Below are 26,629 nucleotides of genomic sequence, written 5' to 3' on the forward strand. Positions count from 1 at the left end.
AGACACCACACATAGTGAAATGCGCCGTATCCAACAACCGGGACGGCTTCCGTGAAGAGAACCTGATCCCTGTTACCAGAAGCGTCCCGAAGACATTCCGGAAAAATAGACGCAGCATTATAGCGGCATCGCTGGAATGAGTCGAGGATGCTAACTCACCACTTTTCAGCAGGTTTGCTGCTTTTTTGAGCCAGGGATCGCGTTTTTCGCTAAATAACAGAAAAAACGGCCCGCAGGCCGTTTCAGAGAAGGGAGATCAGGCGAGTGTTCCGGCACCACGACAGTTAGGCGAAGCCAGTACGGTATCCTGCAACCCTTCCCACTCTTTCAGGGTGTAAGTATGCAGGGCTAAGGCGTGTACGCTGCCCGCTAACTCAGCGGCCAGTTCGCCATAAATCAGGCGATGACGCGCCAGAAAACGCTGGCCTGCAAAGCAGTCGCTCACGATGACCACTTTGAAGTGACTTTCCGATCCGGCAGGAACATTGTGCCGGTAACTTTCGTCGTGCACTTCCAGATGAGCTGGCTGAAACGCCACACGCAGCTTTTCTTCTATTTGTTCGCGGATCATGGCTATTACTCCTCAATGGCGAGCGCAGTGCCCCATCTCATTCAATCTTAGTCGCTTTTAGTGCGCTTACCCGCAAGCGCACGCTAAATATTGCATTTTATGTCAGGCCGCTTCCGGCACGCATAATAACGCAGCTGAAACGAACAGCAAACCGGCCTGTCAGAGAAGAGGCTTAAAACGGTTTCAGACACAATTTCCCCGGCAACAGGGCTTTTTTCACTGCCGGGCAATGCTATGATGACCGCAGTTTTTGCAAACCAACCCCCTGACACCAACGAGAAAAAGTATGTTGAAAAAACTGTTATTCCCACTGTTGGCTGCGTTCATTTTAGCCGGCTGTGCAACCAGCAATAATACCCTGACTATCCAGCCTAAAATTCAGTTACCGCAGCAGGACCCAGGCCTGATGGGCGTGACTGTCAGCATCAACGGTGCCGACCAGCGTAAAGATCAGGCGCTGGCTAAAGTAAACCGTGATGGTCAGTTAGTGACCTTAACGTCATCGCGTGACCTGCGCTTCCTGCTGCAGGAAGTGCTGGAGAAGCAGATGACAGCACGCGGCTATATGATTGGTCCTAATGGCGCGGTCGATCTGCAGATTGTGGTGAACAACCTCTATGCCGACGTCACTCAGGGCAATGTGCGCTACAGCATCACCACCAAAGCGGACATCTCTATTATCGCAACAGCGAAAAACGGCAACAAACAGGTTAAAAACTACCGCCAGACTTACAGCGTAGAAGGCGCGTTCAACGCCAATAACCAGAAGATTACCAACGCGGTGAACGCCACTATGAGCGATGTGATCGCGGATATGGCTCAGGACACCAGCGTCAACGACTTCATCAAGCAGAACGCCCGTTAATTCAGTCTCTCCTCTGCCCTGCCTTGCGCAGGGCTTTTTGTTATCTGCAGGATCCGCATGAACCACTATCTTCGCCTCTTCAGCCAGAAAAACGCCGCCGTATTGCTGCTTCTTGGTTTTGCTTCCGGACTGCCGCTAGCACTGACATCGGGCACGTTGCAGGCGTGGATGACGGTGGAAAATGTCGACCTGAAAACCATCGGCTTCTTTTCGCTGGTCGGCCAGGCCTATGTCTTTAAGTTTCTCTGGTCACCGATGATGGACCGCTATACGCCGCCGTTTCTGGGCCGGCGTCGCGGCTGGTTACTGGTCAGTCAGCTGGCGCTGGTTGGCGGGATAATCGCGATGGGATTTCTGCAACCGGGACGCGATCTTACCCTGATGGCCGCGCTGGCCGTGCTGATTGCCTTCTGCTCCGCCTCACAGGACATCGTTTTTGACGCATGGAAAACGGACATCCTGCCGCCTGAAGAGCGTGGCAGCGGCGCGGCGATTACCGTGCTGGGGTATCGACTGGCAATGCTGATTTCCGGCGGGCTGGCGTTGTGGCTGGCTGACCGCTATCTCGGCTGGCAGGCAACCTACTGGCTGATGGCGCTGATGATGGTGCCGGGCATTATCGCCACGCTGGTGGCGAGCGAGCCAGATACCCGTATCTCCACACCCCATTCACTGCGTCAGGCGGTGGTCGATCCACTAAAAGATTTCTTTCAGCGCAACAACGCCTGGCTGCTGATTACCCTGATTATTCTTTACAAGCTGGGCGATGCGTTTGCCGCCTCGCTGACCACCACTTTTTTGATTCGCGGCGTGGGCTTCAACGCCGGTGACGTCGGTCTGGTCAACAAGACGCTGGGTCTGCTGGCGACCATTATTGGCGCGCTCTATGGCGGCGTACTGATGCAGCGTCTGAGCCTGTTCCGGGCGCTAATGATTTTCGGTCTGCTGCAGGCTGTCTCGAACTTTGGTTACTGGCTGCTGGCGGTGACCGACAAACAGTTGTGGAGCATGGCCAGCGCGGTCTTTGTTGAAAATCTCTGTGGCGGCATGGGCACCGCGGCCTTTGTGGCGCTGTTAATGACGCTGTGCAATAAGTCGTTCTCCGCTACCCAGTTCGCACTGTTGTCGGCGCTCTCAGCGGTGGGTCGGGTCTATGTTGGCCCGGCGGCGGGCTGGCTGGTGGAACTCTGGGGCTGGCCGACCTTTTATGCTTTCACGGTGATGGCGGGTCTGCCGGGCCTGGTACTGCTGGCTTTTTGCCGACAAACATTGAATCAGGTCGAGCAAAGTGGCAATTTTCTGACACGTAGCTACTATCCTCATGGCTATCGCTGGACTAATCGTCTGTTTGCAGCCGGATGCGGCGTGCTGGCACTCTGGCTGGTGGCTCTGGCACTGAATGCGTTGGGCGTGACGGCGCTGACACCGCTGCTTACCCGCCTGTTTGAGCTGGGTATGACACTCTCCCTGCTGGCGGTGCTTTCGGGGGTGTTGCTGGACTATCGGGCGCTGAAGAGAACCCCTGCGTTGCCTGCATCAGATGCTTAAGTGAAATCGATAGGTTTACGGGCTGCGGCTTATTTTATGACACCCCGATAAGTCGCCGCCATTTATCATCGCGTGTTATTTTTTAAAAATAACAATATGACCTGAGGAGGCGTAGCGGAAATACTAAAAACCGGTGAGCAATTACTTTAGTTAAATTTCATCGCGCAAATGATGCAGACTTGTTAAATATTTGGGAGTTAAAAGTAAGGGTTATTCCTTTCCCTGATTTTTTTACGGTTACTTCCATTGGTTTTTGTTATATTGATGCCAACTGCTTGTCTGCGTTAATTATTTGTCACCTGGCGCAACATCTGTGACACCCTTAGCAAAAGGTGTCAACACGTATCTGACACATCCTTAAGCTGGTTTACACTGCATAAACCTTCCCGTAAAATGCGCGCACACTTAAACGACAATAGAGCCCTTTGTCATTGAGGTCGTTAAATGAGACTCAGTAAATACAATAAAAGTTTGGGGATTTTGTCATTAATTGCAGGCACTTTATTAATGAGTGGCTGCGATAGTGCATTGTTAAATCCCAAAGGACAGATTGCACTGGAGCAACGTTCGCTGATACTGACTGCCTTTGGCCTGATGTTGATCGTCGTCATCCCCGCAGTCCTGATGGCCGTGGTGTTTGCCTGGAAATATCGGGCGTCCAACACGAATGCGAAGTACAGCCCTAACTGGTCACACTCTAACAAAGTGGAAGCCGTGGTCTGGACCATTCCGATCCTGATCATTCTCTTCCTCAGCGTGCTGACCTGGAAATCAACCCACGCACTGGAGCCCAGCAAACCGCTGCAATCTGATGTGAAACCGGTTGAGATCGATGTGGTTGCACTGGACTGGAAATGGTTGTTCATTTACCCGGAACAGGGTATTGCGACCGTGAACCAGATTGCCTTCCCGGCAAATACTCCGGTGAACTTCAAAATCACGTCTAACTCCGTCATGAACTCTTTCTTCATCCCAACGCTCGGCAGCCAGATTTATGCGATGGCTGGTATGCAGACCAAGCTGCATCTGATTGCAAATGAGCCGGGAATTTTCGACGGTATCTCTGCGAACTTCAGTGGTCGTGGTTTCTCTGGCATGAAGTTTAAAGCCATTGCAACCAAAGACGATGCGGAATTCCAGCAGTGGGTGGCTAAAGTTAAAGCAGCCCCTAACACGCTGAACACCATGGATGATTTCGAGAAAGTGGCTGTGCCAAGCGAAAATCACCCGGTGGAATATTTCTCTTCAGCTGATCCGAAACTGTTCATGCAAGTCATCGACAAGTTCAAGATGAGCCACGGGAAAATGGACATGCCAAAACATGAAGGTATGGACATGAGTCACGCCGCTTCCGCGGGAGCCGAGGAATAATACGATGTTCGGAAAATTAACACTTGATGCAGTGCCGTACCATGAGCCGATTATCATGGTTACGGTTGCCGCTATCCTGATAGGTGGTGCAGCGCTGGTTGCTGCGCTCACCTATTTTGGTAAGTGGAAATATCTGTGGTCTGAATGGCTGACGTCAGTCGACCACAAACGCCTGGGTATCATGTACATCATCATGGCGTTCGTCATGCTGATTCGTGGTTTCGCTGATGCCATTATGATGCGTACCCAGCAGGTTATGGCTTCGGCCGGTGAAGCGGGCATTCTGCCACCGCACCACTACGACCAGATCTTTACCGCGCATGGCGTGATTATGATCTTCTTCGTGGCGATGCCGTTCGTGGTTGGCCTGATGAACATCGCGGTTCCGTTGCAGATTGGTGCACGTGACGTTGCGTTCCCGTTCCTGAACAACCTGAGCTTCTGGTTTACTGCGGTCGGTGTGATCCTGGTTAACCTGTCTCTGGGTGTGGGCGAGTTCGCACAGACCGGCTGGCTGGCTTATCCGCCGCTCTCCGGCGCGGAGTACAGTCCCGGGGTCGGGGTCGATTACTGGATCTGGAGCCTTCAGCTTTCAGGTATTGGTACGACCTTAACCGGTATTAACTTCTTCGTGACCATCCTGAAGATGCGTGCACCGGGCATGAGCCTGTTTAAAATGCCGGTATTTACCTGGACCGCGCTGTGCACCAACGTCCTGATCATCGCTGCGTTCCCGGTTCTGACCGTGACCCTGGCGCTGTTGACACTTGATCGTTATCTCGGCTTCCATTTCTTCACCAATGAAATGGGCGGGAACATGATGATGTACGTCAACCTGATCTGGGTCTGGGGCCATCCGGAAGTGTATATCCTGGTACTGCCGGTGTTTGGTGTGTTCGCAGAAATTACCGCGACCTTCTCCAAAAAACGTCTGTTTGGTTATACCTCACTGGTGTGGGCGACCATCGCCATTACCGTGCTGTCGTTTATCGTCTGGTTGCACCACTTCTTCACCATGGGTGCGGGTGCCAACGTTAACGCCTTCTTCGGTATCATGACGATGATCATCGCGATTCCGACCGGGGTTAAAATCTTTAACTGGCTGTTCACCATGTATCAGGGCCGCATTCAGATGCACTCTGCCATGCTGTGGACCGTTGGCTTCCTGGTAACCTTCTCTGTAGGGGGTATGACCGGCGTACTGCTGGCCGTTCCGGGTGCTGACTTTATTCTGCACAACAGCCTGTTCCTGATTGCACACTTCCATAACGTTATCATCGGTGGTGTGGTGTTCGGTTGTATGGCGGGCGTGACCTACTGGTTCCCGAAAGCATTTGGCTTCACCCTGAACGAAACCTGGGGTAAGCGCGCATTCTGGTTCTGGATCATTGGCTTCTTCGTTGCCTTTATGCCGCTGTACGCACTGGGCTTCATGGGTATGACACGTCGTCTGAGCCAGGATATCGATCCACAGTTCCACACCTTACTGGTGGTAGCTGCGGGCGGTGCCGGTCTGATTGCGCTGGGTATTCTGTGTCAGCTGACCATGTTCTACGTCTCGGTACGTGACCGCGATCAGAACCGTGATGTGACGGGTGACCCATGGGGCGGTCGTACGCTGGAGTGGGCAACCTCTTCACCACCACCGTTCTATAACTTTGCTGTCATCCCGCATGTGCATGAGCGTGACGCTTTCTGGGAAATGAAAGAGAAAGGCGAAGCGTACAAACAGCCGGAATCTTATGAAGAGATTCATATGCCGAAAAACAGCGGTGCCGCAATTATCATCTGCGCATTTGCAACGGTAATGGGTTTCGCGCTGATCTGGCATATCTGGTGGCTGGCGGGTGTTTCATTCCTCGGCATGATCGTTTCCTGGATCGTGAAGAGCTTCGACGAAGACGTGGATTACTACGTTCCGGTTGCCGAAGTTCAGAAGATTGAGAACCAGCACTTTGACGAAATCAGCAAAGCAGGTCTGAAATAATGTCAACTGAAACTCTGATTAAACATCACCACGACGCCCATGCGGAGCATGGGCATCACGATGCAGGAGCCAATAAAGTCTTTGGCTTCTGGATCTACCTGATGAGTGACTGCATTATCTTCGCAACCCTGTTTGCGACCTATGCTGTCATGGTCAACAACACTGCCGGTGGCCCGGCAGGTAAAGATATCTTTGAGCTGCCGTTTGTTCTGGTAGAAACCGCCCTGCTGCTGTTGAGTTCGATCACTTACGGCATGGCTGTTATCTCCATGAACAAGGAGCAAAAAGGTGCCGTTATCGGCTGGCTGGCGCTGACCTTCCTGTTCGGTCTGGGCTTCATCGGGATGGAAATCTATGAATTCCATCACCTGATTGCTGAAGGCTTTGGTCCGGATCGCAGTGGCTTCCTGTCTGGCTTCTTTACGCTGGTCGGTACCCACGGTCTGCACGTGACCTCAGGTCTGATCTGGATGCTGGTTCTGATGTTCCAGATTTCCAAACGTGGCCTGAACGCGACTAACCGCACTCGTATCATGTGTCTGAGCCTGTTCTGGCACTTCCTGGACGTGGTCTGGATTTGCGTCTTCACCGTTGTTTACCTGATGGGAGCCATGTAATGAGTCATTCTGTTAACGAACATGGCGCTTCACACGGTAGCGTGAAGTCCTACATGATCGGCTTCATCCTCTCTATCATCCTGACGGCGATCCCGTTCTGGATGGTAATGGATGGCAGTGCATCTCACGGTACTATCCTTGGTGTTGTTCTGGTATGTGCAGTGATTCAGGTGCTGGTTCACCTGGTCTACTTCCTGCACTTAGACAGCAAATCTGAGGGTGGCTGGAACATGGTAGCCATTGTCTTCTCGGCCATCATCATCCTGATTGTCGTAGTAGGCTCACTGTGGATCATGTGGAACCTCAACTACAACATGATGCCTCACTAAAGAGTCACGCGTAATGTTTAAGCAATACCTGCAAGTTACAAAACCAGGAATTATTTTCGGGAATTTAATTTCTGTGATCGGCGGATTTCTGTTGGCTTCCAAAGGCAACACGGATTACGCCCTGTTTCTCATCACCCTGGTGGGCGTGTCACTGGTGGTTGCATCGGGTTGTGTGTTTAACAACGTGATCGACCGCGACATTGACATCAAGATGGAGAGAACCAGGAATCGGGTGCTGGTAAAAGGCCTCATCTCCGCGAAAGTAAGCCTGGTTTATGCCACTGTGCTGGGTATTGCTGGCTTTGCGTTGCTCTACTTCGGTGCTAATCCGCTGGCCATGTGGCTGGCGGTGATGGGCTTCGTGGTGTACGTGGGCATCTACAGTCTCTACATGAAGCGTAATTCCGTTTACGGTACGCTGATTGGCAGTCTGTCGGGTGCTGCGCCGCCGGTTATCGGCTACTGCGCGGTCTCTAACCAGTTTGATGCTGGCGCATTAATCCTGCTGGCGATCTTTAGCCTGTGGCAGATGCCGCATTCGTACGCGATTGCCATCTTCCGCTTTAAAGATTACCAGGCAGCGAACATCCCGGTTCTGCCGGTGGTGAAAGGCATTTCCGTGGCTAAAAATCATATTACGCTCTATATCCTGGCGTTTATGATTGCCACGCTGATGCTGACGCTGGGAGGCTACGCGGGCTACAAATATCTGGTGGTGGCTGCTGCGGTCAGCGTCTGGTGGCTGGGCATGGCGTTATCGGGTTATAAAACCGCTGATGACCGTGTCTGGGCGCGTAAACTGTTTGTCTTCTCTATCGTGACCATCACCGCACTGAGCGTGATGATGTCGGTGGATTCGATGGCTCCGGCCTCGAAGGACCTGCTGACTTACGTCTGGTAACCGGCACCGATACAGCATGAAAAGGGCGCGATTTTCGCGCCCTTTCTTTTTGTTACCACTGCTTAAAAACTATTGTTTTACCCGCCCTGCCCCGCCCCCTAGAATAAATGCAGCACATTAACAGAGGTTGGAATGAACGATAATAAAATGACTCCGGTGGAGCTGCGCGCCACATGGGGCCTCGGTACGGTCTTTTCCCTGCGCATGCTGGGAATGTTTATGGTCCTGCCGGTACTGACCACTTATGGCATGGCATTACAGGGCGCGAGTGAAACCTTAATTGGCCTGGCAATCGGCATTTATGGCCTTGCCCAGGCGATATTTCAGATTCCTTTTGGTCTGCTCTCCGATCGCATCGGGCGTAAGCCGCTGATCGTTGGCGGACTGTTGCTGTTTGTCCTGGGCAGTATTATTGCTGCCTGCACTGACTCCATCTGGGGCATTATTCTGGGCCGTGCACTTCAGGGCTCAGGCGCGATTGCCGCTGCCGTGATGGCGCTGTTATCCGATTTAACCCGTGAGCAGAACCGCACCAAAGCGATGGCGTTTATCGGCATCAGTTTTGGCGTTACCTTCGCGATCGCCATGGTGGTCGGCCCGATTGTTACTCACGCACTGGGCCTGCATGCGCTGTTCTGGATGATTGCGATTCTGGCGTCGCTGGGTATCGTGATCACTCTGCTGGTGGTGCCATCGGCCTCCCATCATGTTCTGAACCGTGAATCAGGCATGGTTAAAGGCAGCTTCCGCAAAGTGCTGGCTAACCCACGTCTGGTGAAGCTCAATATCGGTATTTTCTGCCTGCACGTCCTGCTGATGTCGAGCTTTGTCGCGTTACCGGGGCAGTTTGAACAGGCAGGCTTCCCGGCTCCCGAACACTGGAAAGTCTATCTCTCCACCATGCTGATCGCTTTTGCCGGCGTAGTACCTTTCATCATTTATGCCGAAGTGAAGCGCCGCATGAAGCGTGTCTTTGTCGGCTGCGTCGGGATGATTGTCATTGCCGAGATCGTATTGTGGGGCGCGGAAGGACATTTCTGGACGCTGGTGGTGGGTGTTCAGCTCTTCTTCTTCGCTTTCAACCTGATGGAAGCGATTCTGCCTTCGCTGATCAGTAAAGAGTCGCCTGCGGGCTACAAAGGCACGGCGATGGGGATCTACTCCACCAGCCAGTTCCTGGGCGTGGCCGTTGGCGGCAGCATGGGTGGCTGGGTATTTGGTCATTTCGATGCGCAGACCGTATTCCTGGTTGGCGCGATGGTGGCCGCAGCCTGGCTGTTTGTCAGCATGACAATGCAGGAGCCGCCTTATGTCAGCAGCCTGCGCATCGTGCTGAGTGATGCCGCACTGGCCGTGCCGAATCTGGAGCAGCGCCTGAAAGCGCAGCCGGGCGTTAACTCTGTGTTTATCGTGCCCGAAGAGAAAAGCGCCTATATCAAAATTGATAGCAAGGTTACCAGCCGCCCTGAGCTGGAAGCTCTGCTGGGTAGTTGTTAGTTTAAAATGGGTTGTGCTGGTTAAATCTGGCCGGTTAGCCGTGGGATCTTGCGTGTAGAGGAAACCGGCTTGCTCGCTCAGATAACCGTTAGCCCATTTCGCTATTTGATCGAGCTGGCTCAGGGAACACGGTCAGATCGGAAAGTCGCAAAAGCCGCCATCCATGGCACGCTCGGCCCGCGCCGTCCTGGCGCGGGACGCTTTCCTCCTCTGACCTTGTTCCCTGCGCCCCTGAGCTTTTGAGTTGCAGCTAAGTTCCCCCAGGATTTGAATCTGTTAACAGACTCAAATCCAACTCAATTCTGGTTTCAGACAGCTTATAAACTCAAAGCAAGGGGGCCAGCATAGGCTCAACCGCGCCAAACCCGGCACAAGCCTTCTTACAGACGACTCATAAATCCAAAGCGATGGGAGCCTGTGCCTGTAGCAAAGCATCGCGGGCCAGGGACAAAAACGCCGGGAGCGTTTTTGAACAACGCAACGCGTTGGCCCGGCTACGGGCGCACCTCAGGGATGAGGTGCGTAATCGCCCGCGCTGAGCCGCCATGGATGGCGCTTTTGCGTCTTTGCGAAAGGCACAGGCTCCCTGAGCAAGCGCGCGATCGCACAGACGCCCTACAGCTCCCAACTCTCTCCAGAATTTCGACTTGTTTAAAGCGACAGAAGCCCACCCAAACTCAACAACAAAAAACCCGGCCTTAGCCGGGTTTTTATCACTGCATTCATGCTGAAATCCAGCCTGTCCCCGCTTAATCGCGGAAGTTTTTAAACTGGAATGGCTGCCCCAGATTACTGCCGCGCACGATTGCCATCGCACCCTGCAAATCATCACGCGCTTTGCCGGTTACACGCAATGCTTCACCCTGAATCTGGGTCTGCACTTTCAGCTTGCTGTCTTTGATCAGCTTCACCAGCTTCTTCGCCACGTCGCTTTCAATGCCTTTTTTCAGTTTGGCATCGACCGCCCAGCTTTTGCCGCTGTGCTCAATCTCTTCCGGCACCTCTAAAGCACCGCCTTCAATCCCGCGCTTCAGTAACTTCTCACGCAAAATATCCACCAGCTGCTTAACCTGAAAATCGGACTCGCTGGTGATTTTGATGGTTTCATTCTTTTCGTTGAGCTCAAACTCGGCGCTCACGTTGCGGAAATCGAAGCGGGTAGACACTTCACGGTTGGCATTTTCCACCGCATTGCGAATTTCCTGCAGATCGACCTCTGAAACGATATCGAAAGATGGCATCTCTTCTTCTCCTGACGCTAAAGTGACATGCATAATACGCGTCTTAAGGTGCTAAATAAAATCAGGCTGCACACAACGCTATAATGACAGTGTGACAGTAAATAATAGATGGATAGCCCGCCAGCGGGAGGCAGCATGAAAATTACCGTGTTAGGTTGCGGTGCTCTGGGTCAGATCTGGATGACAGCCCTTGCCCGCCAGGGACATGAGGTGCAGGGATGGTTGCGGGTGCCGCAGCCCTACTGTTCAGCCAATGTGATTGATCCACAGGGTAACATTTCGAACCGCACGTTTATCGCCAACGATCCGCTGTTTCTGGCAGAAAGCCAGCTGCTGCTGGTTACGCTCAAAGCCCCGCAGGTCTCGCCCGCGGTGAAAAACCTGGAAAGCGTGCTGCCAGAAAACTGCCCGGTGCTCCTGCTGCACAACGGCATGGGGACGCTGGAAGAGCTGAAAGGGCTGACTCAGCCGCTGCTGCGCGGCGTCACCACCCATGCGGCGATGCGCGACGGCACCGTTATTAAACACATCGCCAGTGGCATTACCCACATCGGCCCCGGTAACCGCAAAAGCGCCGCTTACAGCGATCTCGCCGATATCCTGCATCATGCCCTGCCTGATGTCGCCTGGCATGACAACATCCGGGCGGCCTGCTGGCGCAAGCTGGCAGTGAACTGCATCATCAATCCGCTAAGCGTGGAGTATGAGTGCCAGAACGGTGCCCTGCGCGCTTATCCGGAGCAGATCGCGCAACTGTGCGAAGAGATCAGCTGGGTCATGGAGCGCGAAGGTCAGAACGTTGCCAGCGAAAGCCTGCAGGACATCATCTTCGACGTGATTGAAAGCACCGCGGCCAACACCTCTTCGATGCTGCAGGACATACGCGCCCAGCGTCTCACCGAAATCGACTATATCAGCGGTTTTCTGCTGCGCCGCGCCCGGACGCACGGCCTGGTGCTGACGGAGAATACCCGTCTGTATGACATTGTAAAACGCAAGGAGTCCCATTATGACCGCGAACGCATCAGTGCTGGTTTGCCTGGCACATGGCAGTGAAGAAACCGAAGCTGTCACCACCATCGACCTGCTGGTACGCGCCGGGCTGAACGTTGTCACCGCCAGCGTCGAAAGCGACGGCAACCGGGAGATCGTCTGCTCACGCGGTGTTCGTCTGCTGGCTGACGTGACGCTGGTTGAAGTCGCCGACAATGATTTCGCCGCCATCGTCCTGCCCGGCGGCCTGAAAGGCGCCGAAACCTTCCGTGACAGTCCGCTGTTAGTCGAAACAGTACGCCAGTTTCACCTCAATGAAAGGATCGTCGCCGCTATCTGCGCAGCAGCAGGCACGGTACTCATCCCCCACGATCTCTTCCCGGTCGGTAACATGACCGGCTTTCCCGGCTTAAAAGAGACCATTCCGTCAGACAAGTGGATGGAGCGGCGTGTGGTCTGGGATCCGCGCGTCAATCTGCTGACCAGCCAGGGGCCAGGCACGGCAATGGATTTTGCGCTGAAGCTGATCGATCTGCTGGTGGGAAAAGAGATGGCGCGCGAGGTGGCCGCACAGCTGGTGCTGGCTCCCGGCATTTATGACTATCAGGCGTAAACACGCTGAGTTAAAACGCTCTGTTTAAGGCAATGCAGCCAGTCAGACCTGAACAGGCGCTGACTGGCTCTAAACTGTCACTACGGGCGGTAGACTTTGACGTTTTTAAAGCCCTGCTCATGCAGATAGAGTGCCTGCAGACGGCTCATCACACCACGATCGCAGTAGAGCAACCAGGTCCGGTTCTGATCGAGATCGCCAAACTGCGTACTGAGTTTGTAGAACGGCAGCGATTTCACTTCCGTGGCTTTCAGTGCCAGAGGCTTCTCTTCCTGCTCATCAATAGAGCGGATATCCAGCACCACGTCGTTCTCGCTCAGCAGGGCGACGGTCTCAACTTCAACCACCTCCTCTTCTGTCTGCTCAGCGATGGTACGGATATCGACGTTGGTCGCCTCTTCAATGACCCGATCCAGAATCGTGAAGTCGAAATTCTGCTCTTCAGCCTCGATCTTCTCTTTCACCGCTTTCACGGTCGGGCTTTTTGAGATCACACCGCAATATTCCGGCATGGTGCTGGCGAAATCTTCGGTGCCAATCTCACGGGCAATCCTGATGATGTGCTCTTTGTCATGAGAGATCAGCGGACGCAGAATCAGCGTATCAGAGGCGTTATCAATCAGGCGCAGGTTGGTCAGCGTCTGGCTCGACACCTGACCCACCGCTTCACCGGTAACCAGCGCCTGCACGCCGTAGCGCTCAGCAATCGTCGAGGCGGCACGCACCATCATGCGCTTCAGCACCACGCCCATCTGGCCGTCATCCACTTTTTCGAGGATCTCACCCACTACCGGCTCAAAATTGATCGCCACGAACCGCACGCGGTGTGAACGACCAAAACGATTCCACAGATAGTGCGCAACCTGACGGACGCCAATCTCATGGGCGGCACCGCCAAGATTAAAGAAGCAGTAATGTACGCGACTGCCGCGACGCAGCAGCATATAGCTGGAGACGCCGGAGTCAAAGCCACCGGAAATCAGTGACAGCACATCTTCCTGCGTGCCGATCGGGAACCCGCCCAGACCTTCGTAGCGCGCAGTCACCAGCGTCAGACGATTCTCTTCAACCTCAAGATTCACCGTCACGTCCGGGTTTTTAAGCTGTACGCGGGCGCTTTCAATATGCTGATTCAGACCGCCGCCAACATAGCGCTCCACATCCTGTGAACTGAAGCTATGCTTACCACGACGTTTAACACGCACGCAGAAGCTCTTCCCTTCAAGGCTGTCGCGATACTGCACTAAAGTCTGTTCAAAGATGTGATGAATATCGGTGTACTCACGATCTTCAACCGCTAAAACGTGATGAATCCCCGGAATGCGCGTCAGCTCATCGGGAATAATGTCCCGCAGCACCGGATTTTTCGAACGCACTTCAATGTGATCCCAGTGACGCACAACGGCGATTTCGTCGCTAACGGTTTTCAGGACGTTGCGGATATTGCTGGCAAGAATCTTGATAAAGCGCAAACGCACCGACGGACTCTTGATGGTGATTTCAGGAAATAACTTGATGATAAACTTCATGGCGGCGACACAGCTTCGTTGGGCAAATAAGTGCTAAAACAGGCAGCACTTAGCTGGTAAAATCACAAAATTGCGGGCTGCAAGGCGCAACCGCATCCGAGGCGCGGGAGTATATCACCTTTGTCAGGTGACTGCTTCTTCATCAGCCGCCGCATTGATTATTTTGCTAATCATAGGGTCTCAGCTACCATGACCGATTGCGAGATAATGTCCCAACCGTGAGTCGACACGAAATATGCCGAAAAAAGCCGAACAGCCAGCCAGCTTTGAAACGTCATTGCAGCAGCTGGAGCAGATTGTCAGCCGTCTGGAAAGTGGTGAACTGCCGCTGGAAGAAGCCCTGAACGAATTTGAGCGCGGCGTGCAGCTGGCGCGGACTGGCCAGCAGACGCTGCAGCAGGCTGAACAGCGGGTCCGTATTCTGCTGAACGATGATAAAGATGCCGACCTCACTGCTTTCACGCCGGAAAACAGCTAATGGATTTCGCCCGATTACTCGACGCGTATCAGCAGCAGGTTAATGCCGCGCTGACGCGTTTTATAGAGCCACTTCCTTTTCAGAGTTCTCCTCTGGTGAATGCCATGCAGTATGGGGCATTATTAGGCGGTAAACGCCTGCGTCCTTTTCTGGTCTACGCTACCGGCGAAATGCTCCACGCCGACCCGGCGAGTCTGGATGCCCCCGCCGCCGCGGTTGAATGCATTCATGCGTACTCTCTGATTCATGACGATCTCCCCGCAATGGACGATGATGCACTGCGTCGCGGGCAGCCAACCTGTCACATTAAATATGGCGAAGATACCGCGATTCTGGCGGGCGACGCCCTGCAGACGCTGGCCTTTTCAATTCTGGCCGACGAAGCAATGCCCGGTGTCAGCGCTGAATATCGTCTGATGATGCTCTCTGAACTGGCGAAAGCCAGCGGCGTGGCCGGCATGTGTGGCGGACAGGCGCTTGATTTAGCGGCGGAAGGTAAATCTGTGGATCTGGACCAGCTGGAGCAGATCCATCGTCATAAAACCGGCGCGCTGATCCGTTCAGCGGTACGATTAGGCGCCTTAACGGCGGGTGATGCTGGCCGGGAAGCCCTGCCGCTGCTCGACCGCTATGCAGAGGCCATTGGTCTCGCGTTTCAGGTGCAGGACGACATTCTGGATGTGATCGGTGACACAGCGGTGATCGGAAAACGCCAGGGTGCCGATCAGCATCTGGGAAAAAGCACCTATCCTTCACTGTTAGGCCTTGAAAATGCCCAAGCTAAAGCGCGGGATTTGTATCAGGAAGCTCTTGATACGTTAGAAATGCTCGCTGCGCACTCTTATAACACTACAGCACTGCAGGCGCTGGCGAGCTTCATAATTGAACGCGACAAATAACTTCCATAATGAGTCTCTGATGAGTTTTGATATTGCTAAATACCCGACACTGGCGCTGGCAAACACGGTTCAGGAGCTGCGCGCCCTGCCGAAAGAGAAGTTGCCTGCGCTCTGTGATGAACTGCGTCAGTATCTGTTAGACAGTGTAAGCCGCTCCAGCGGCCATTTTGCGTCGGGTCTGGGCGTGGTCGAACTGACGGTCGCGCTGCATTATGTCTATAACACCCCCTTCGACCATCTGGTATGGGATGTGGGTCATCAGGCTTATCCCCATAAAATTCTGACCGGTCGCCGCGATCGCATCGGTACGATTCGTCAGAAAAATGGCGTACACCCGTTTCCATGGCGCGGCGAAAGTGAATATGACGTATTGAGCGTCGGTCACTCGTCAACCTCCATCAGTGCCGGTCTCGGCATGGCCGCGGCGGCAGAACGTGAAGGTCAGGGTCGTCGCACCGCCTGTATTATTGGCGATGGCGCCATCACCGCTGGCATGGCGTTTGAAGCGATGAACCATGCCGGTGATATCAAGCCGGACATGCTGGTGATCCTCAACGACAACGAGATGTCGATCTCCGAAAACGTCGGCGCGCTGAATAACCGTCTGGCGCAGATCCTGTCGGGTAAAACCTATGCGCGACTGCGCGAAGGCAGCAAGCGTGTGCTGACCAGCCTGCCACCGATCAAAGAGCTGGTAAGACGCACCGAAGAGCATCTCAAAGGCATGGTCGTGCCAGGTACGCTTTTTGAAGAGCTGGGCTTTAATTATATCGGCCCGGTAGATGGTCACGATGTGCTGACGCTGGTCAATACGCTGAGCAACATGCGCAGCCTGAAAGGGCCGCAGTTCCTGCATATCATGACGAAGAAAGGTAAAGGCTACGCCCCGGCAGAGGAAGATCCGATTGCCTGGCACGCCGTGCCTAAATTTGATCCTGCGATTGGCGAACTGCCAAAAAGCGCGGAAGGCCTGCCGAGCTACTCTAAAATCTTCGGTAACTGGCTGTGCGAAATGGCCGCCGACGATCCGAAACTGATGGCGATTACGCCAGCAATGCGCGAAGGCTCCGGCATGGTGGCCTTCTCACGCGAATTTCCGAAACAATATTTCGATGTGGCGATTGCCGAGCAGCACGCCGTGACCTTCGCTGCCGGTATGGCGATTGGCGGCTATAAACCGATTGTTGCTATCTACTCCACCTTCCTGCAGCGCGCCTACGATCAGCTGATCCATGACGTCGCCATCCAGAAACTGCCGGTCCTGTTTGCTATCGATCGCGGTGGTATTGTTGGCGCGGATGGTCAGACTCACCAGGGCGCGTTTGATCTCGCCTATCTGCGCTGCGTGCCGGATATGGTGATCATGACCCCCAGCGATGAAAATGAGTGTCGGCAGATGCTCTACACCGGCTATCACTATCAGGATGGTCCAAGTGCGGTGCGCTATCCGCGCGGCACTGGTGTCGGTACGCCACTGGCTCCGCTGCAGAGCCTGCCGCTGGGTAAAGCCGTGGTGAAACGTCAGGGTGAAAAGCTGGCGATTCTGAATTTCGGCACCCTGTTGCCGGAAGCGGCCGCCACGGCGGAAGCGCTGAATGCGACTCTGGTCGACATGCGCTTTGTGAAGCCGCTGGATGAAGCGCTGATCGCCGAGCTCGCCGCCACGCACGACTCGCTGATTACGCTGGAAGAAGGTGCCATCAAAGGCGGTGCGGGCAGTGGCGTTAATGAATTTGTTATGGCGAAACGTCTGGCTGTTCCGGTGCTGAACATCGGTCTGCCTGATGAGTTCATCCCGCAGGGTACGCAGGATGAAGTGCGTCATGACTATCTGCTGGACGCGGAGGGCATTCAGCAGCAGATCGCCCGCTGGCTGGCGCAGTAACCTTCCCTCGCTGCGCTCCCCCCTCGGGGAGCGCAACATCCTGCTATGCTAAGACCTTTGCACTTTCGCAGGAGCCTCCACCATGAAAACGATTCAACTGGGTACCACCGATCTGCAGGTGTCGCGTCTCTGTCTTGGCTGCATGACTTATGGCGAACCCACGCGCGGCAACCATGCCTGGACGCTGCCGGAAGCGAGCAGCCGTCCGCTGATCCAGCAGGCGCTGAACGCGGGGATCAACTTTTTCGATACCGCCAACAGCTATTCAGATGGCAGCAGCGAAGAGATCCTGGGCCGGGCGCTGAAAGACTTTGCCCGCCGTGAAGAGATCGTGGTCGCCACCAAAGTCTATTTCCCGCTGACCAATCTGTCACAGGGATTGTCGCGCAAGAATATTCTGCAATCCATTGATGACAGCCTGCAGCGTCTCGGCATGGAGTATGTCGACCTGCTGCAGATTCACCGCTGGGATTATGAGACGCCGCTGGAAGAGACGCTGGAAGCGCTGCATGAAGTCGTGCAGTCTGGCAAAGCACGTTATATCGGTGCCTCCTCGATGCACGCCAGTCAGTTTGCTCAGGCGTTGCAGATGCAGTCGGAACAGGGCTGGCATCGCTTTGTCAGCATGCAGGATCAGTACAACCTGATTCAGCGCGAAGAGGAGCGTGAAATGCATCCGCTCTGCCTGCAAGAGCAGATTGCCGTGCTGCCATGGAGTCCGCTGGCGCGCGGTAAGCTGACCCGCCCGTGGGGGGAAAATACCGCGCGTTCCGCTTCTGACAAAGTGATGGCGTCGCTCTACGACAATACCGAAGAGAATGATGCCGTGATTGCAGAGCGGCTGGCGCAGGTGGCGGAAGGTAAAGGTGTAACGCGGGCGCAGGTGGCTCTGGCCTGGCTGCTGAGCAAGCCTGCCGTTACGGCGCCGATTATTGGTGCGTCGCGTGCTGAGCAGTTTGAGGATCTGGTGAAGGCGGTGGATGTCACGCTGAGTGACGAGGAAGTTGCACTGCTGGAAGAGGTCTATCAGCCGCATCAGCCGGTAGGATTCGAATAAGGCTGGCAACAAAGTGACGCCCTGCCCGGGCGTCACCTTCTGTCGCGGTGTGAAAAGCCCTGGCAGTTAACCCGCCAGCCAGACCCCAAAGCCATACAGCATGGCAGCGGAAATCACGCCAGCAATAATGTCATCCACCATAATGCCCATGCCGCCATGCACATTGCGGTCAAACCAGCGAATCGGCCACGGCTTCCACATATCAAGAATACGGAACAACACAAAGCCACCCAGAACCCATTGCCAGCTGTTGACCGGAATCGCCATCAGCGTAATCCACATGCCGATAAACTCATCCCAGACAATACTGCCGTGATCGTGTACGCCCATATCTTTAGCGGTGCGATGGCAGAGATAGACGCCAACGCAGATACCGACCAGCACCACCAGCGAATAGAGATCCTGCGGCAGATAGGTCATCAGCCACCAGAACGGAATGGCCGCCAGCGATCCCATGGTGCCAGGCACGACCGGGCTTAATCCGCTGCCGAAACCGGTCGCCAGCAGATGCCAGGGATTGCTCATCCGCAGGCGACTCTTCGCCACGTCGTTATTTAGCATCAAAGTGATCAAACCCTTTATGACGGAATGTGGCGGGCTTGCCATTATCCAGCAGCGTTAAGCCTTCCGACTCCGGTGCCATCTGCCCGATGCAGGTATAGGGCACGCCCAGGTGACCCAGCGCTACATCGAGCGCGCCGCGATTGACCTCGGGCACCGTAAAGCAGAGTTCGTAATCTTCTCCGCCACTCAGCGCCCAGCGAAGGACCTGCTCAGGCTCGAAATGGTCGCGCAGCGCAGCCGAAAGGGGCAACGCATCCAGATTAAGCCGTGCGCCACAGCCGCTGGCTTTCAGCACGTGGCCGAGATCGGAAATCAGGCCGTCGGAAAGATCCACCGCTGAGGAGGCCAGCGAACGCAGTGCCTGGCCCTGCAGAATGCGCGGCATCGGACGCAGATGACGTTTAATCAGCGCTTCATGCACCGCCGGATCGCTGATGCGGCAGTGATGCTGCAGCAGCGCCAGGCCCGCCGCGCTGTCACCCAGCGTTCCGGTCACGTAAATCCAGTCACCCGGCTTCGCGCCTGAACGTTTCAGGGCGCGGCCCTGCGGCACCAGACCGTGAATCGCCAGCGTCAGGCTCAGCGGGCCACGGGTGGTGTCGCCGCCGACCAGCTGCATGTCGTAATATTCCAGCAGTTCAAACAGGCTTTCGCTGAAAGCAGAGAGCCAGCTCTCATCGACCTGCGGCAGCGTTAAGGCCAGCGTCAGCCACGCAGGGTCGGCACCCATGGCAGCAAGGTCGCTGAGATTCACAGCCAGGGCTTTGTAACCCAGATCGGCAGGATGGATATCCCGTAAGAAGTGCACACCCGCGACCAGGGTATCGGTGCTGATCGCCAGCGTCTGTTTTTCCGGCACGCTAAGTAACGCACAATCGTCACCGATGCCGAGTTCGACATCACGGCGGCTGCGTGTTCTGCGGTTGAAGTAGCGTGCGATGAGTTCAAATTCACCACAAGACATAATTGCGTTCCGCTTAACCCTTCATGAAAAAAGGCCGGCAAGCCGGCCTTTTTGTTTATTTGCGATTGGGTCGAATTTGTGGACCGGCTTTATCAAGCACGCCGTTAACAAATTTATGACTGTCTTCGGCACCGAAGACTTTCGCCAGCTCAATCCCTTCGTTGATGGCCACTTTATAAGGCACATCATTACGTTTGCTCAGCTCATACAGCGAGATGCGCAGGATAGCTTTTTCTACCTGGCCCAGCTCTTCGAGCTGACGCGACAGATAGGGCTTCATCAGTCCATCCAGATACGCACTGTTGGTCGCCACACCGGACAGCAGTTCGCGGAAGTAGGTAATGTCGACGTCTTTGACGTCCTGTTCCGCCAGAAACTGGTATTCCACATCGGCAATGTCGTTATTCGACAACTGCCAGGAGTAAAGCGCCTGAACAGCGCACTCACGGGCGCGACGACGAGCAGCAGGTTTCACAAAATTCCCCTTACAAAAATCAGGCTTTAATGGCTTTCAATACGTTGATCATTTCGAGCGCAGTCAGAGCCGCTTCAGCACCTTTGTTACCCGCTTTGGTGCCGGCACGCTCAATGGCCTGCTCGATGCTTTCAGTGGTCAGCACGCCAAACGCGACAGGAATCTCGCTGTTCATGGCAACGCTGGCGATACCGGAGCTGGCTTCACCCGCCACATATTCGAAGTGCGCAGTGCCACCACGAATAACCGTACCGAGTGCGATAATCGCATCATATTTGCCGGTGTTGGCCAGCGCGCGTGCTGCCAGAGGCAGTTCGTATGCACCAGGCACCCAGACTACGGTGATATTGTCATCTTTGACCTGGCCGATACGTTTCAGGGCATCAACTGCGCCATCCAGCAGGCTGTCATTAATGAAGTTGTTAAAACGCGCGATAACGATGGCAACATTGGCCTCAGGCGTTGCAACAGCAGCTTCGATAACTTTCATACTTATCCTTTCAGGGGTTTGGTTGGCCCCGCGCAGGGGGGCGGATTCTATCATACTCTTGGGCGGCGTGCTCTCGCTTTTCCGACCGTGTTATTGTGGTGTCAGGGTCAGGCGTAAATCGTCACCGACCTGGCGGACATCACTGAAACGGAAGGCAGGTGCGTCAGCCAGCTGGCTCAGTCCCGGCAGCTGACACAGCCCGCGTCCTTCATGACCTAACAGCTTAGGCGCCAGATAAACAATCAGTTCATCGACCAGTCCGGCCTGCAACAGGGCACCGGCCAGCGTTGCGCCCGCTTCAACCCAGACGCTGTTAATCTGTCGCTGTCCCAGCAGCATCATCATCGCCACCAGATCAAGCTGCTGTTCGCGCAGCGGAACAGCGATTTGCGTCACATCAGCGGGCCAGCTCTGCTGATCGGGCTGATGACGCATCAGCCAGGTTTCACCCGGCTGCGAAATGAGCCGATGCTGCGGCGTCACGCGATTCTGGCTGTCGATAACCACCCGCACCGGCTGACGCAGTTGCTGCTCATCAAGCAGTGCCTGGCTCTCTGCATTGAGTTCAGACCAGCGTACCGTCAGGGAAGGATCGTCCGCCAGCACCGTGGCGCTGCTGCTGAGAATGGCGGCGCTCTGCGCACGCAGGCGCTGCACATCACGACGGGCAGCCGGCGAGGTTATCCACTGACTTTCGCCGCTGGCCATTGCCGTTCTGCCATCCAGTGAGGCACCCAGCTTGAGCTGGATCCAGGGGAAGCCAGTGCGCATGCGTTTGAGGAAACCGCGATTCAGCGCCTCCGCTTCCGGCATCATCAGACCGTGGCTGACCTCAATGCCCGCCTGATGCAGACGGTGCAGTCCGCGCCCCGCCACCTGCGGATTCGGATCCTGCATGGCGGCCACGACACGGGTAACGCCAGCGGCGATCAGCGCATCACAGCAGGGTGGCGTACGGCCATGATGGCTGCAGGGCTCCAGCGTGACATAGGCGGTTGCGCCACGCGCTTTCTCACCCGCCATGCGCAGGGCGTGGACTTCAGCATGCGGTTCACCGGCGCGCTGATGCCAGCCCTCACCGACCACCTCGCCATCGCGCACAATCACGCAGCCCACATTGGGGTTCGGCATCGTCGTAAAGCGGCCGCGTCGCGCCAGTTCCAGCGCACGCGCCATATAAAGTTCATCCATGGTTTAATCCTGTAACCGGGCGATCTCTTCGCCAAAATCACGAATGTCTTCAAAGCTGCGGTAAACCGAGGCAAAGCGGATGTAGGCGACTTTATCGAGCTTCTTCAGCTCATCCATCACCAGATTGCCAATCAGCTTACTGGGAATTTCACGTTCACCGGTGGCACGCAGCTGGGTTTTAATATGGTTTACGGCGCTTTCAACCGCATCGGCGCTGACCGGACGCTTCTCAAGCGCTTTCATCATCCCGCTGGCCATTTTGTCTTCATTAAAGGGTTCGCGCACGTCATTGCTTTTCACCACGCGTGGCATCACCAGTTCCGCCACCTCGAAGGTGGTAAAACGCTCATGACACATCAGACACTGGCGGCGGCGGCGCACCGAAGAGCCTTCACTAACCAGACGAGAATCAATCACTTTGGTGTCCACAGCGGAGCAGAATGGGCAATGCATGACGTTTCCTGACGCGAGAGAGATGGGCCAGACAGTGTAACGCGAACTGCGAATCAACAAAATCTCTTCCGTGCCTTTCCTGTGTCACCACGCACAGCATAAATGATGTTAAATATCAGCGACGGCAAAAGGGTCTACGCTTATAGAGCCGAAAGACGGCGTATATCCACTAACACACTGGAGGTTGTATGGGTCTGTTTAATTTTGTGAAAGAAGCCGGTGAGAAATTATGGGATGCCGTGAATGGCGGCGATGACCAGAATAAAAAGCTGCAGGATCACATCAACAAGCTCGGTTTACCCGACAGCGACAAAGTGGATGTGAAGGTCAATGGCGATACCGTGACCGTGACGGGCGATGGCCTTTCCCAGGAGCTGAAAGAGAAGATTCTGATCGCAGCCGGTAACGTTGCAGGCATCACCAAAGTGGAAGATAAGGTGACCGTGACAGACAGCGCGACCGAGTCAGAACTTTACACCGTGAAAAAAGGCGACACGCTGAGCGCAATTTCCAAACAGGTTTATGGAAATGCCAACGAATACAACAAGATTTTCGAAGCGAATAAGCCAATGCTCTCTCATCCTGATAAGATCTATCCTGGCCAGGTTTTACGTATTCCAAAATAACGGACAAGGATAACTTATGAGCAGGATGGTTTGGGTTCCGGTGGCGCTCTCTCTGGTGATGCTGAGCGGTTGCAGCAGTAGCGCCAGCAACCCGCAGGTCAGAGAGCTGCATCAGGAAGTGAGTCAGCTTAATCAGCAGATGCAGCACCTGACCACGCAGGCCAGCGCGCTGGAGATTCAGGGGCAGTTAAACAGCCATTCGCAGCAAGGCGCGTGGCTGATCCCGCAGGCGAACACGCCGGTGGCACTGCAAACCCAGCTCGGCACGCTGCGACTCGCGCTCTCGCCTGTCACTGCTGAAGCCAGCGGCTCGCGGGCAACCCTGACGGTACGCTCAATGGACGATCGCCCCTTGCCCGCCCTGCACGCTACGGTGAACTGGGGCGAACTCGATCCGGCGACCGGTAAACCACTGAGTAACGGCAGTCTGAGTCAGACGATAGCGGTGCCTGCCTCGCTGCTGCGCCAGCATTCGGTGAGCATACCGCTGCGACTCAGCGGCCTCACACCGGATCAATCAGGTTATGTCCGCATGCATAACGTCACCGGCGACGCACCTGCCCAGACCTCCCCTGCTGCACCCTGATCTGATCACAGGTGCAAAAAAAAACGGGCAGCCACATGGCTGCCCGTTTTTATTTCTCTGCGGCGATTAAGGCAGGATAGAAGGCTGATCGGCGCCCTCTTTCTCGACTTTCTGCACCAGCATATGTTCACGCTTCATGCCCAGCTTCAGCGCCAGCGCCGAAGAGACATAAATTGATGAAATCGTACCAATCGTCACACCAATCAGCATGGTCAGTGAGAAGCCTTTCAGCAGCGCACCACCAAACACGAAGAGGATGAGGATCATCGCCAGCGTGGTCAGCGAGGTAATCAGCGTACGGCTTAACGTCTGGGTCAGTGACACGTTAGTAATATCGTAAGAGCTGCCGCGACGGATCTTGCGGAAGTTTTCACGAATACGGTCCGACACCACGATTTTATCGTTAAGCGAGTAGCCAATCACCGACATCAGTGAGGCAACAATCGTCAGGTCGATTTCAATGCGGAACAGCGCCAGCAGGCCGCAGGTGATGATCACGTCATGCGCCAGCGCCAGCACGGTACCCAGCGCCAGACGCCACTCAAAGCGAAAACCGATGTAGATCAGAATCGCAATCAGCGCGGACAACAGCGCCATCGCACCCGCCTGCGCAAGGTCGCTGCCCACACTCGGCCCCACGAACTCAATGCGCTTAACGGTGGCGTTTTGCTGCGTGGTCTGGTTAATTACCGACACCACTTTATTGCCTAACTCGGTGCCCGCCGGGCCGGTAACCGGTGCCATACGCACCATGACGTCACGGCTGCTGCCAAAGTTCTGCACCAGCGGCTCGTCAAAGCCCGCTTTCACCAGATCGCCACGCAGGACTTCAAGATCGGCCGGTTTTTCCAGCGCGATCTCAATCACCGTACCACCGGTGAAATCGAGGCCCCAGTTAAAACCACGCACACCCACGATAGCAATCGCGGCGAGAATCAGCAGTCCCGAAATGATGAAGGCCAGCTTATCCCAGCGCATAAAGTCGACGACTTTACGCCCGTGGTTCAACTGCTCAATGTTATATTCCTGTGCCACAACGCACTCCTCAGATAGACAGCTTGTTGATGCGTTTGCCACCGTAAACCAGGTTAACAATGGCACGGGTACCGACAATCGCGGTGAACATTGAGGTTGCGATACCAATTGCGGTGGTAATAGCAAAGCCTTTGATCGAACCGGTGCCGACTGCATAAAGAATGATAACTTTGATCAGGGTGGTCACGTTCGCATCGACAATACTGGAGAAGGCGCCTTTATAGCCCTCATGAATTGCCTGCTGAACCGAGCGCCCGTTACGCAGCTCTTCTTTAATACGTTCGTTAATCAGCACGTTGGCATCCACCGCCACCGCCAGCGTTAACACGATACCGGCAATACCCGGCATGGTCAGGGTCGCACCCGGCAACAGCGACATAATGCCGACAATCAGCACCAGGTTAACCAGCAGCGCGCTGGTCGCTATCAGACCAAACTTCTTGTAGAACACCACCATAAACAGGATCGACGCAAGCAGACCCCACAGGCAGGCTTCCAGACCCTGAGTAATGTTCTGCTGACCCATGGTCGGCCCGATAGTACGCTCTTCCACAATCTGGATGGGCGCAATCAACGCACCGGCACGTAGCAGCAGCGAGAGCTGACGCGCTTCGTTCGGGTTATTGATACCGGTAATGCGGAAGCTGTTCCCCAGACGAGACTGGATATTAGCGACGTTAATCACCTCTTCCTGTTTCACCAGAATTGAACGGCCGTTGGCATCTTTTTTACCACTGTCTTTGTACTCCACAAACAGGGTCGCCATCGGCTTGCCGATGTTGTCCTTAGTGAAGTTCGACATGATGTTACCACCTGCGCCATCCAGTGAAATGTTCACCTGTGGCTGGTTGTACTCATCCATGCTGGAAGTCGAGTCGGTGATATGGTCACCGGTCAGGATCACCCGCTTGTAGAGCACCACCGGCTGGCCATCACGCATGTCTTTAACTTCAGAGTCACCCGGTACACGACCACTGGCCGCTACGGTTGGATCCACGCTGGTGTTTACCAGACGGAATTCCAGCGTCGCCGTTGCACCCAGAATCTCTTTAGCGCGTGCCGTATCTTGAATACCCGGCAACTCAACTACGATGCGATCGGAACCCTGACGCTGTACCAGCGGTTCAGCCACGCCCAGCTGGTTCACACGGTTACGCAGAATAGTAATGTTCTGCTGAACCGCATATTCACGCGCTTCGCTGAGACGAGCATCGCTCATGGTGGCACGCAGGGCATCGCTGCCGCTGCTGTTGATCACCAGATCCTGATGACGCGAGGTCAGCCAGGAGATCGCCGCATCGCGGCTGGCTGCGTCACGGAAACGAATTTCCACGCCGTAGTTCGCGATTTTGTTGACGGTGGTGTAAGGGATACTTTTGGTGCGCAGGTCGCTACGCAGCGAGTCAGCATTCTGCTCCTGCAGTTTGCCGAGTGCGGTGTCCATGTCCACTTCCATCAGGAAGTGCACACCACCACGCAGATCGAGACCGAGTTTCATCGGTTCTGCTGACAGCATACTCAGCCAGCGAGGCGTGGCTGGCGCGAGGTTCAGCGCAACAACGTAGTCTTCACCCAACGCTTTCATGATCGCTTCACGGGCGCGTAACTGCACATCCGTATTATTGAAGCGCGCGGTAATCGCACCATTTTCCAGCGCAACAGATTTGCTCTGGATATTATCTTGTTTTAATGCGGACTGAATTTGATCCAACGTCTGCTCACTGGCGGCGCTTCCGCGCGCACCAGTGATTTGAACGGCCGGATCCTCACCATACAGGTTGGGAAGCGCATAGAGCAGGCCGACGAGAATCACGACGACCAGCATCACGTACTTCCACAAAGGATAACGATTTAACACGGCAGT

General features: G+C 54.9%; 27 protein-coding genes. 16 read left to right on the forward strand and 11 right to left on the reverse strand.

Annotated elements, in window-relative coordinates; genetic code table 11:
- Positions 1-256: 256 nt before the first annotated feature.
- Entirely contained in the window at positions 257-571 is a 315-nt protein-coding gene (bolA, locus tag ACX8ZY_RS15220; RefSeq protein ID WP_008924895.1) for a transcriptional regulator BolA, read from the reverse strand.
- Between the two features lie 286 nt (positions 572-857).
- On the opposite strand from bolA, the gene ACX8ZY_RS15225 reads away from it, so the two are divergent.
- From ACX8ZY_RS15225 to ACX8ZY_RS15260, 8 genes are all read left to right on the forward strand, one after another.
- On the forward strand, positions 858-1,436 hold the full coding sequence (locus tag ACX8ZY_RS15225; RefSeq protein WP_010255406.1) for a lipoprotein: 579 nt from the start codon (positions 858-860) through the stop codon (positions 1,434-1,436).
- A 57-nt stretch (positions 1,437-1,493) separates the two neighbouring features.
- Complete coding sequence (gene ampG / locus ACX8ZY_RS15230) at positions 1,494-2,984, forward strand: muropeptide MFS transporter AmpG (protein ID WP_010255404.1); 1,491 nt, start codon at positions 1,494-1,496, stop codon at positions 2,982-2,984.
- 444 nt (positions 2,985-3,428) lie between these two features.
- A complete protein-coding gene (gene cyoA, locus ACX8ZY_RS15235) occupies positions 3,429-4,355 on the forward strand; it encodes a cytochrome o ubiquinol oxidase subunit II (protein ID WP_010255402.1) in 927 nt (308 codons plus the stop codon).
- Positions 4,356-4,359: 4 nt separating this feature from the next.
- Positions 4,360-6,342 carry a cytochrome o ubiquinol oxidase subunit I gene (gene cyoB, locus ACX8ZY_RS15240; RefSeq protein WP_010255400.1) on the forward strand — a complete coding sequence of 661 codons (1,983 nt, stop codon included), beginning with the start codon at positions 4,360-4,362 and terminating at the stop codon, positions 6,340-6,342.
- Complete coding sequence (locus tag ACX8ZY_RS15245; RefSeq protein WP_009091720.1) at positions 6,342-6,959, forward strand: cytochrome o ubiquinol oxidase subunit III; 618 nt, start codon at positions 6,342-6,344, stop codon at positions 6,957-6,959. The genes cyoB and ACX8ZY_RS15245 overlap by 1 nt, the downstream gene beginning before the upstream one ends.
- Positions 6,959-7,288 carry a cytochrome o ubiquinol oxidase subunit IV gene (locus ACX8ZY_RS15250; RefSeq protein WP_008924889.1) on the forward strand — a complete coding sequence of 110 codons (330 nt, stop codon included), beginning with the start codon at positions 6,959-6,961 and terminating at the stop codon, positions 7,286-7,288. Before ACX8ZY_RS15245 ends, ACX8ZY_RS15250 begins: the two co-directional genes overlap by 1 nt.
- Before the next feature lie 13 nt (positions 7,289-7,301).
- The gene (cyoE, locus tag ACX8ZY_RS15255) at positions 7,302-8,189 is read left to right on the forward strand and encodes a heme o synthase (protein WP_010255394.1); all 888 of its coding nucleotides are present in this window, start codon (positions 7,302-7,304) and stop codon (positions 8,187-8,189) included.
- Between the two features lie 132 nt (positions 8,190-8,321).
- Positions 8,322-9,686 (forward strand): MFS transporter, encoded by a 1,365-nt coding sequence (locus ACX8ZY_RS15260; RefSeq protein WP_010255391.1) that lies wholly within the window; start codon positions 8,322-8,324, stop codon positions 9,684-9,686.
- A 749-nt stretch (positions 9,687-10,435) separates the two neighbouring features.
- Here ACX8ZY_RS15260 and ACX8ZY_RS15265 read toward each other — a convergent pair.
- Complete coding sequence (locus ACX8ZY_RS15265) at positions 10,436-10,927, reverse strand: YajQ family cyclic di-GMP-binding protein (protein WP_003852530.1); 492 nt, start codon at positions 10,925-10,927, stop codon at positions 10,436-10,438.
- 135 nt (positions 10,928-11,062) lie between these two features.
- Here ACX8ZY_RS15265 and panE point away from each other — a divergent pair, with 135 nt between their 5' ends.
- Complete coding sequence (gene panE / locus ACX8ZY_RS15270) at positions 11,063-11,983, forward strand: 2-dehydropantoate 2-reductase (protein ID WP_022626120.1); 921 nt, start codon at positions 11,063-11,065, stop codon at positions 11,981-11,983.
- Complete coding sequence (gene yajL / locus ACX8ZY_RS15275; protein ID WP_010671202.1) at positions 11,937-12,533, forward strand: protein deglycase YajL; 597 nt, start codon at positions 11,937-11,939, stop codon at positions 12,531-12,533. The genes panE and yajL overlap by 47 nt, the downstream gene beginning before the upstream one ends.
- Positions 12,534-12,613: 80 nt before the next feature.
- Here yajL and thiI read toward each other — a convergent pair whose 3' ends face one another.
- Complete coding sequence (gene thiI / locus ACX8ZY_RS15280) at positions 12,614-14,062, reverse strand: tRNA uracil 4-sulfurtransferase ThiI (RefSeq protein WP_022626121.1); 1,449 nt, start codon at positions 14,060-14,062, stop codon at positions 12,614-12,616.
- Positions 14,063-14,297: 235 nt separating this feature from the next.
- Between thiI and xseB the strand changes: the two genes are divergently transcribed.
- The 4 genes from xseB to ACX8ZY_RS15300 all read left to right on the forward strand — a co-directional run bounded on the left by xseB (position 14,298) and on the right by ACX8ZY_RS15300 (position 18,381).
- Entirely contained in the window at positions 14,298-14,540 is a 243-nt protein-coding gene (xseB, locus tag ACX8ZY_RS15285; protein WP_010255382.1) for an exodeoxyribonuclease VII small subunit, read from the forward strand.
- Positions 14,540-15,439 (forward strand): (2E,6E)-farnesyl diphosphate synthase, encoded by a 900-nt coding sequence (ispA, locus tag ACX8ZY_RS15290; RefSeq protein WP_033771072.1) that lies wholly within the window; start codon positions 14,540-14,542, stop codon positions 15,437-15,439. The genes xseB and ispA overlap by 1 nt, the downstream gene beginning before the upstream one ends.
- A 19-nt stretch (positions 15,440-15,458) precedes the next feature.
- Positions 15,459-17,324, forward strand: a complete 1,866-nt coding sequence (dxs, locus tag ACX8ZY_RS15295; protein ID WP_010671199.1) for a 1-deoxy-D-xylulose-5-phosphate synthase — start codon at positions 15,459-15,461, stop codon at positions 17,322-17,324.
- An 82-nt stretch (positions 17,325-17,406) separates the two neighbouring features.
- On the forward strand, positions 17,407-18,381 hold the full coding sequence (locus ACX8ZY_RS15300) for an aldo/keto reductase (protein WP_033756762.1): 975 nt from the start codon (positions 17,407-17,409) through the stop codon (positions 18,379-18,381).
- 66 nt (positions 18,382-18,447) lie between these two features.
- Here the strand turns inward: ACX8ZY_RS15300 and pgpA are convergent, their stop codons facing one another.
- The 6 genes from pgpA to nrdR all read right to left on the reverse strand — a co-directional run bounded on the left by pgpA (position 18,448) and on the right by nrdR (position 22,518).
- Complete coding sequence (gene pgpA, locus ACX8ZY_RS15305; RefSeq protein WP_031293112.1) at positions 18,448-18,942, reverse strand: phosphatidylglycerophosphatase A; 495 nt, start codon at positions 18,940-18,942, stop codon at positions 18,448-18,450.
- Positions 18,932-19,909: a thiamine-phosphate kinase gene (gene thiL / locus ACX8ZY_RS15310; RefSeq protein WP_263054312.1), complete on the reverse strand. Its 978-nt coding sequence runs from the start codon at positions 19,907-19,909 to the stop codon at positions 18,932-18,934. Before thiL ends, pgpA begins: the two co-directional genes overlap by 11 nt.
- A 55-nt stretch (positions 19,910-19,964) precedes the next feature.
- Complete coding sequence (gene nusB, locus ACX8ZY_RS15315; protein ID WP_010255372.1) at positions 19,965-20,384, reverse strand: transcription antitermination factor NusB; 420 nt, start codon at positions 20,382-20,384, stop codon at positions 19,965-19,967.
- A 19-nt stretch (positions 20,385-20,403) separates the two neighbouring features.
- Positions 20,404-20,874, reverse strand: a complete 471-nt coding sequence (gene ribH, locus ACX8ZY_RS15320) for a 6,7-dimethyl-8-ribityllumazine synthase (RefSeq protein ID WP_010255369.1) — start codon at positions 20,872-20,874, stop codon at positions 20,404-20,406.
- 90 nt (positions 20,875-20,964) lie between these two features.
- Positions 20,965-22,065: a bifunctional diaminohydroxyphosphoribosylaminopyrimidine deaminase/5-amino-6-(5-phosphoribosylamino)uracil reductase RibD gene (gene ribD, locus ACX8ZY_RS15325; protein ID WP_050680160.1), complete on the reverse strand. Its 1,101-nt coding sequence runs from the start codon at positions 22,063-22,065 to the stop codon at positions 20,965-20,967.
- Positions 22,066-22,068: 3 nt separating this feature from the next.
- A complete protein-coding gene (gene nrdR, locus ACX8ZY_RS15330; RefSeq protein WP_009091750.1) occupies positions 22,069-22,518 on the reverse strand; it encodes a transcriptional regulator NrdR in 450 nt (149 codons plus the stop codon).
- Positions 22,519-22,706: 188 nt separating this feature from the next.
- On the opposite strand from nrdR, the gene lysM reads away from it, so the two are divergent.
- Positions 22,707-23,144, forward strand: a complete 438-nt coding sequence (lysM, locus tag ACX8ZY_RS15335) for a peptidoglycan-binding protein LysM (RefSeq protein WP_010255362.1) — start codon at positions 22,707-22,709, stop codon at positions 23,142-23,144.
- Positions 23,145-23,160: 16 nt separating this feature from the next.
- Entirely contained in the window at positions 23,161-23,730 is a 570-nt protein-coding gene (locus tag ACX8ZY_RS15340; protein ID WP_421665070.1) for a SadB/YajI family lipoprotein, read from the forward strand.
- 66 nt (positions 23,731-23,796) lie between these two features.
- Here the strand turns inward: ACX8ZY_RS15340 and secF are convergent, their stop codons facing one another.
- Both secF and secD read right to left on the reverse strand, forming a co-directional pair.
- Entirely contained in the window at positions 23,797-24,765 is a 969-nt protein-coding gene (gene secF / locus ACX8ZY_RS15345) for a protein translocase subunit SecF (RefSeq protein WP_010255357.1), read from the reverse strand.
- 10 nt (positions 24,766-24,775) lie between these two features.
- Positions 24,776-26,623, reverse strand: a complete 1,848-nt coding sequence (gene secD / locus ACX8ZY_RS15350) for a protein translocase subunit SecD (protein ID WP_071997994.1) — start codon at positions 26,621-26,623, stop codon at positions 24,776-24,778.
- Positions 26,624-26,629 lie beyond the last annotated feature (6 nt).

This window comes from Pantoea sp. XAF26B01_ASV70, assembly GCF_054512635.1.

Bases quoted from the DNA above. Each gene is read 5' to 3' on its own strand.
- bolA (WP_008924895.1), bottom strand. From the start codon at position 571: ATGATCCGCGAACAAATAGAAGAAAAGCTGCGTGTGGCGTTTCAGCCA.
- ACX8ZY_RS15225 (WP_010255406.1), top strand. From the start codon at position 858: ATGTTGAAAAAACTGTTATTCCCACTGTTGGCTGCGTTCATTTTAGCC.
- ampG (WP_010255404.1), top strand. From the start codon at position 1,494: ATGAACCACTATCTTCGCCTCTTCAGCCAGAAAAACGCCGCCGTATTG.
- cyoA (WP_010255402.1), top strand. From the start codon at position 3,429: ATGAGACTCAGTAAATACAATAAAAGTTTGGGGATTTTGTCATTAATT.
- cyoB (WP_010255400.1), top strand. From the start codon at position 4,360: ATGTTCGGAAAATTAACACTTGATGCAGTGCCGTACCATGAGCCGATT.
- ACX8ZY_RS15245 (WP_009091720.1), top strand. From the start codon at position 6,342: ATGTCAACTGAAACTCTGATTAAACATCACCACGACGCCCATGCGGAG.
- ACX8ZY_RS15250 (WP_008924889.1), top strand. From the start codon at position 6,959: ATGAGTCATTCTGTTAACGAACATGGCGCTTCACACGGTAGCGTGAAG.
- cyoE (WP_010255394.1), top strand. From the start codon at position 7,302: ATGTTTAAGCAATACCTGCAAGTTACAAAACCAGGAATTATTTTCGGG.
- ACX8ZY_RS15260 (WP_010255391.1), top strand. From the start codon at position 8,322: ATGAACGATAATAAAATGACTCCGGTGGAGCTGCGCGCCACATGGGGC.
- ACX8ZY_RS15265 (WP_003852530.1), bottom strand. From the start codon at position 10,927: ATGCCATCTTTCGATATCGTTTCAGAGGTCGATCTGCAGGAAATTCGC.
- panE (WP_022626120.1), top strand. From the start codon at position 11,063: ATGAAAATTACCGTGTTAGGTTGCGGTGCTCTGGGTCAGATCTGGATG.
- yajL (WP_010671202.1), top strand. From the start codon at position 11,937: ATGACCGCGAACGCATCAGTGCTGGTTTGCCTGGCACATGGCAGTGAA.
- thiI (WP_022626121.1), bottom strand. From the start codon at position 14,062: ATGAAGTTTATCATCAAGTTATTTCCTGAAATCACCATCAAGAGTCCG.
- xseB (WP_010255382.1), top strand. From the start codon at position 14,298: ATGCCGAAAAAAGCCGAACAGCCAGCCAGCTTTGAAACGTCATTGCAG.
- ispA (WP_033771072.1), top strand. From the start codon at position 14,540: ATGGATTTCGCCCGATTACTCGACGCGTATCAGCAGCAGGTTAATGCC.
- dxs (WP_010671199.1), top strand. From the start codon at position 15,459: ATGAGTTTTGATATTGCTAAATACCCGACACTGGCGCTGGCAAACACG.
- ACX8ZY_RS15300 (WP_033756762.1), top strand. From the start codon at position 17,407: ATGAAAACGATTCAACTGGGTACCACCGATCTGCAGGTGTCGCGTCTC.
- pgpA (WP_031293112.1), bottom strand. From the start codon at position 18,942: ATGCTAAATAACGACGTGGCGAAGAGTCGCCTGCGGATGAGCAATCCC.
- thiL (WP_263054312.1), bottom strand. From the start codon at position 19,909: ATGTCTTGTGGTGAATTTGAACTCATCGCACGCTACTTCAACCGCAGA.
- ribH (WP_010255369.1), bottom strand. From the start codon at position 20,874: ATGAAAGTTATCGAAGCTGCTGTTGCAACGCCTGAGGCCAATGTTGCC.
- ribD (WP_050680160.1), bottom strand. From the start codon at position 22,065: ATGGATGAACTTTATATGGCGCGTGCGCTGGAACTGGCGCGACGCGGC.
- nrdR (WP_009091750.1), bottom strand. From the start codon at position 22,518: ATGCATTGCCCATTCTGCTCCGCTGTGGACACCAAAGTGATTGATTCT.
- lysM (WP_010255362.1), top strand. From the start codon at position 22,707: ATGGGTCTGTTTAATTTTGTGAAAGAAGCCGGTGAGAAATTATGGGAT.
- ACX8ZY_RS15340 (WP_421665070.1), top strand. From the start codon at position 23,161: ATGAGCAGGATGGTTTGGGTTCCGGTGGCGCTCTCTCTGGTGATGCTG.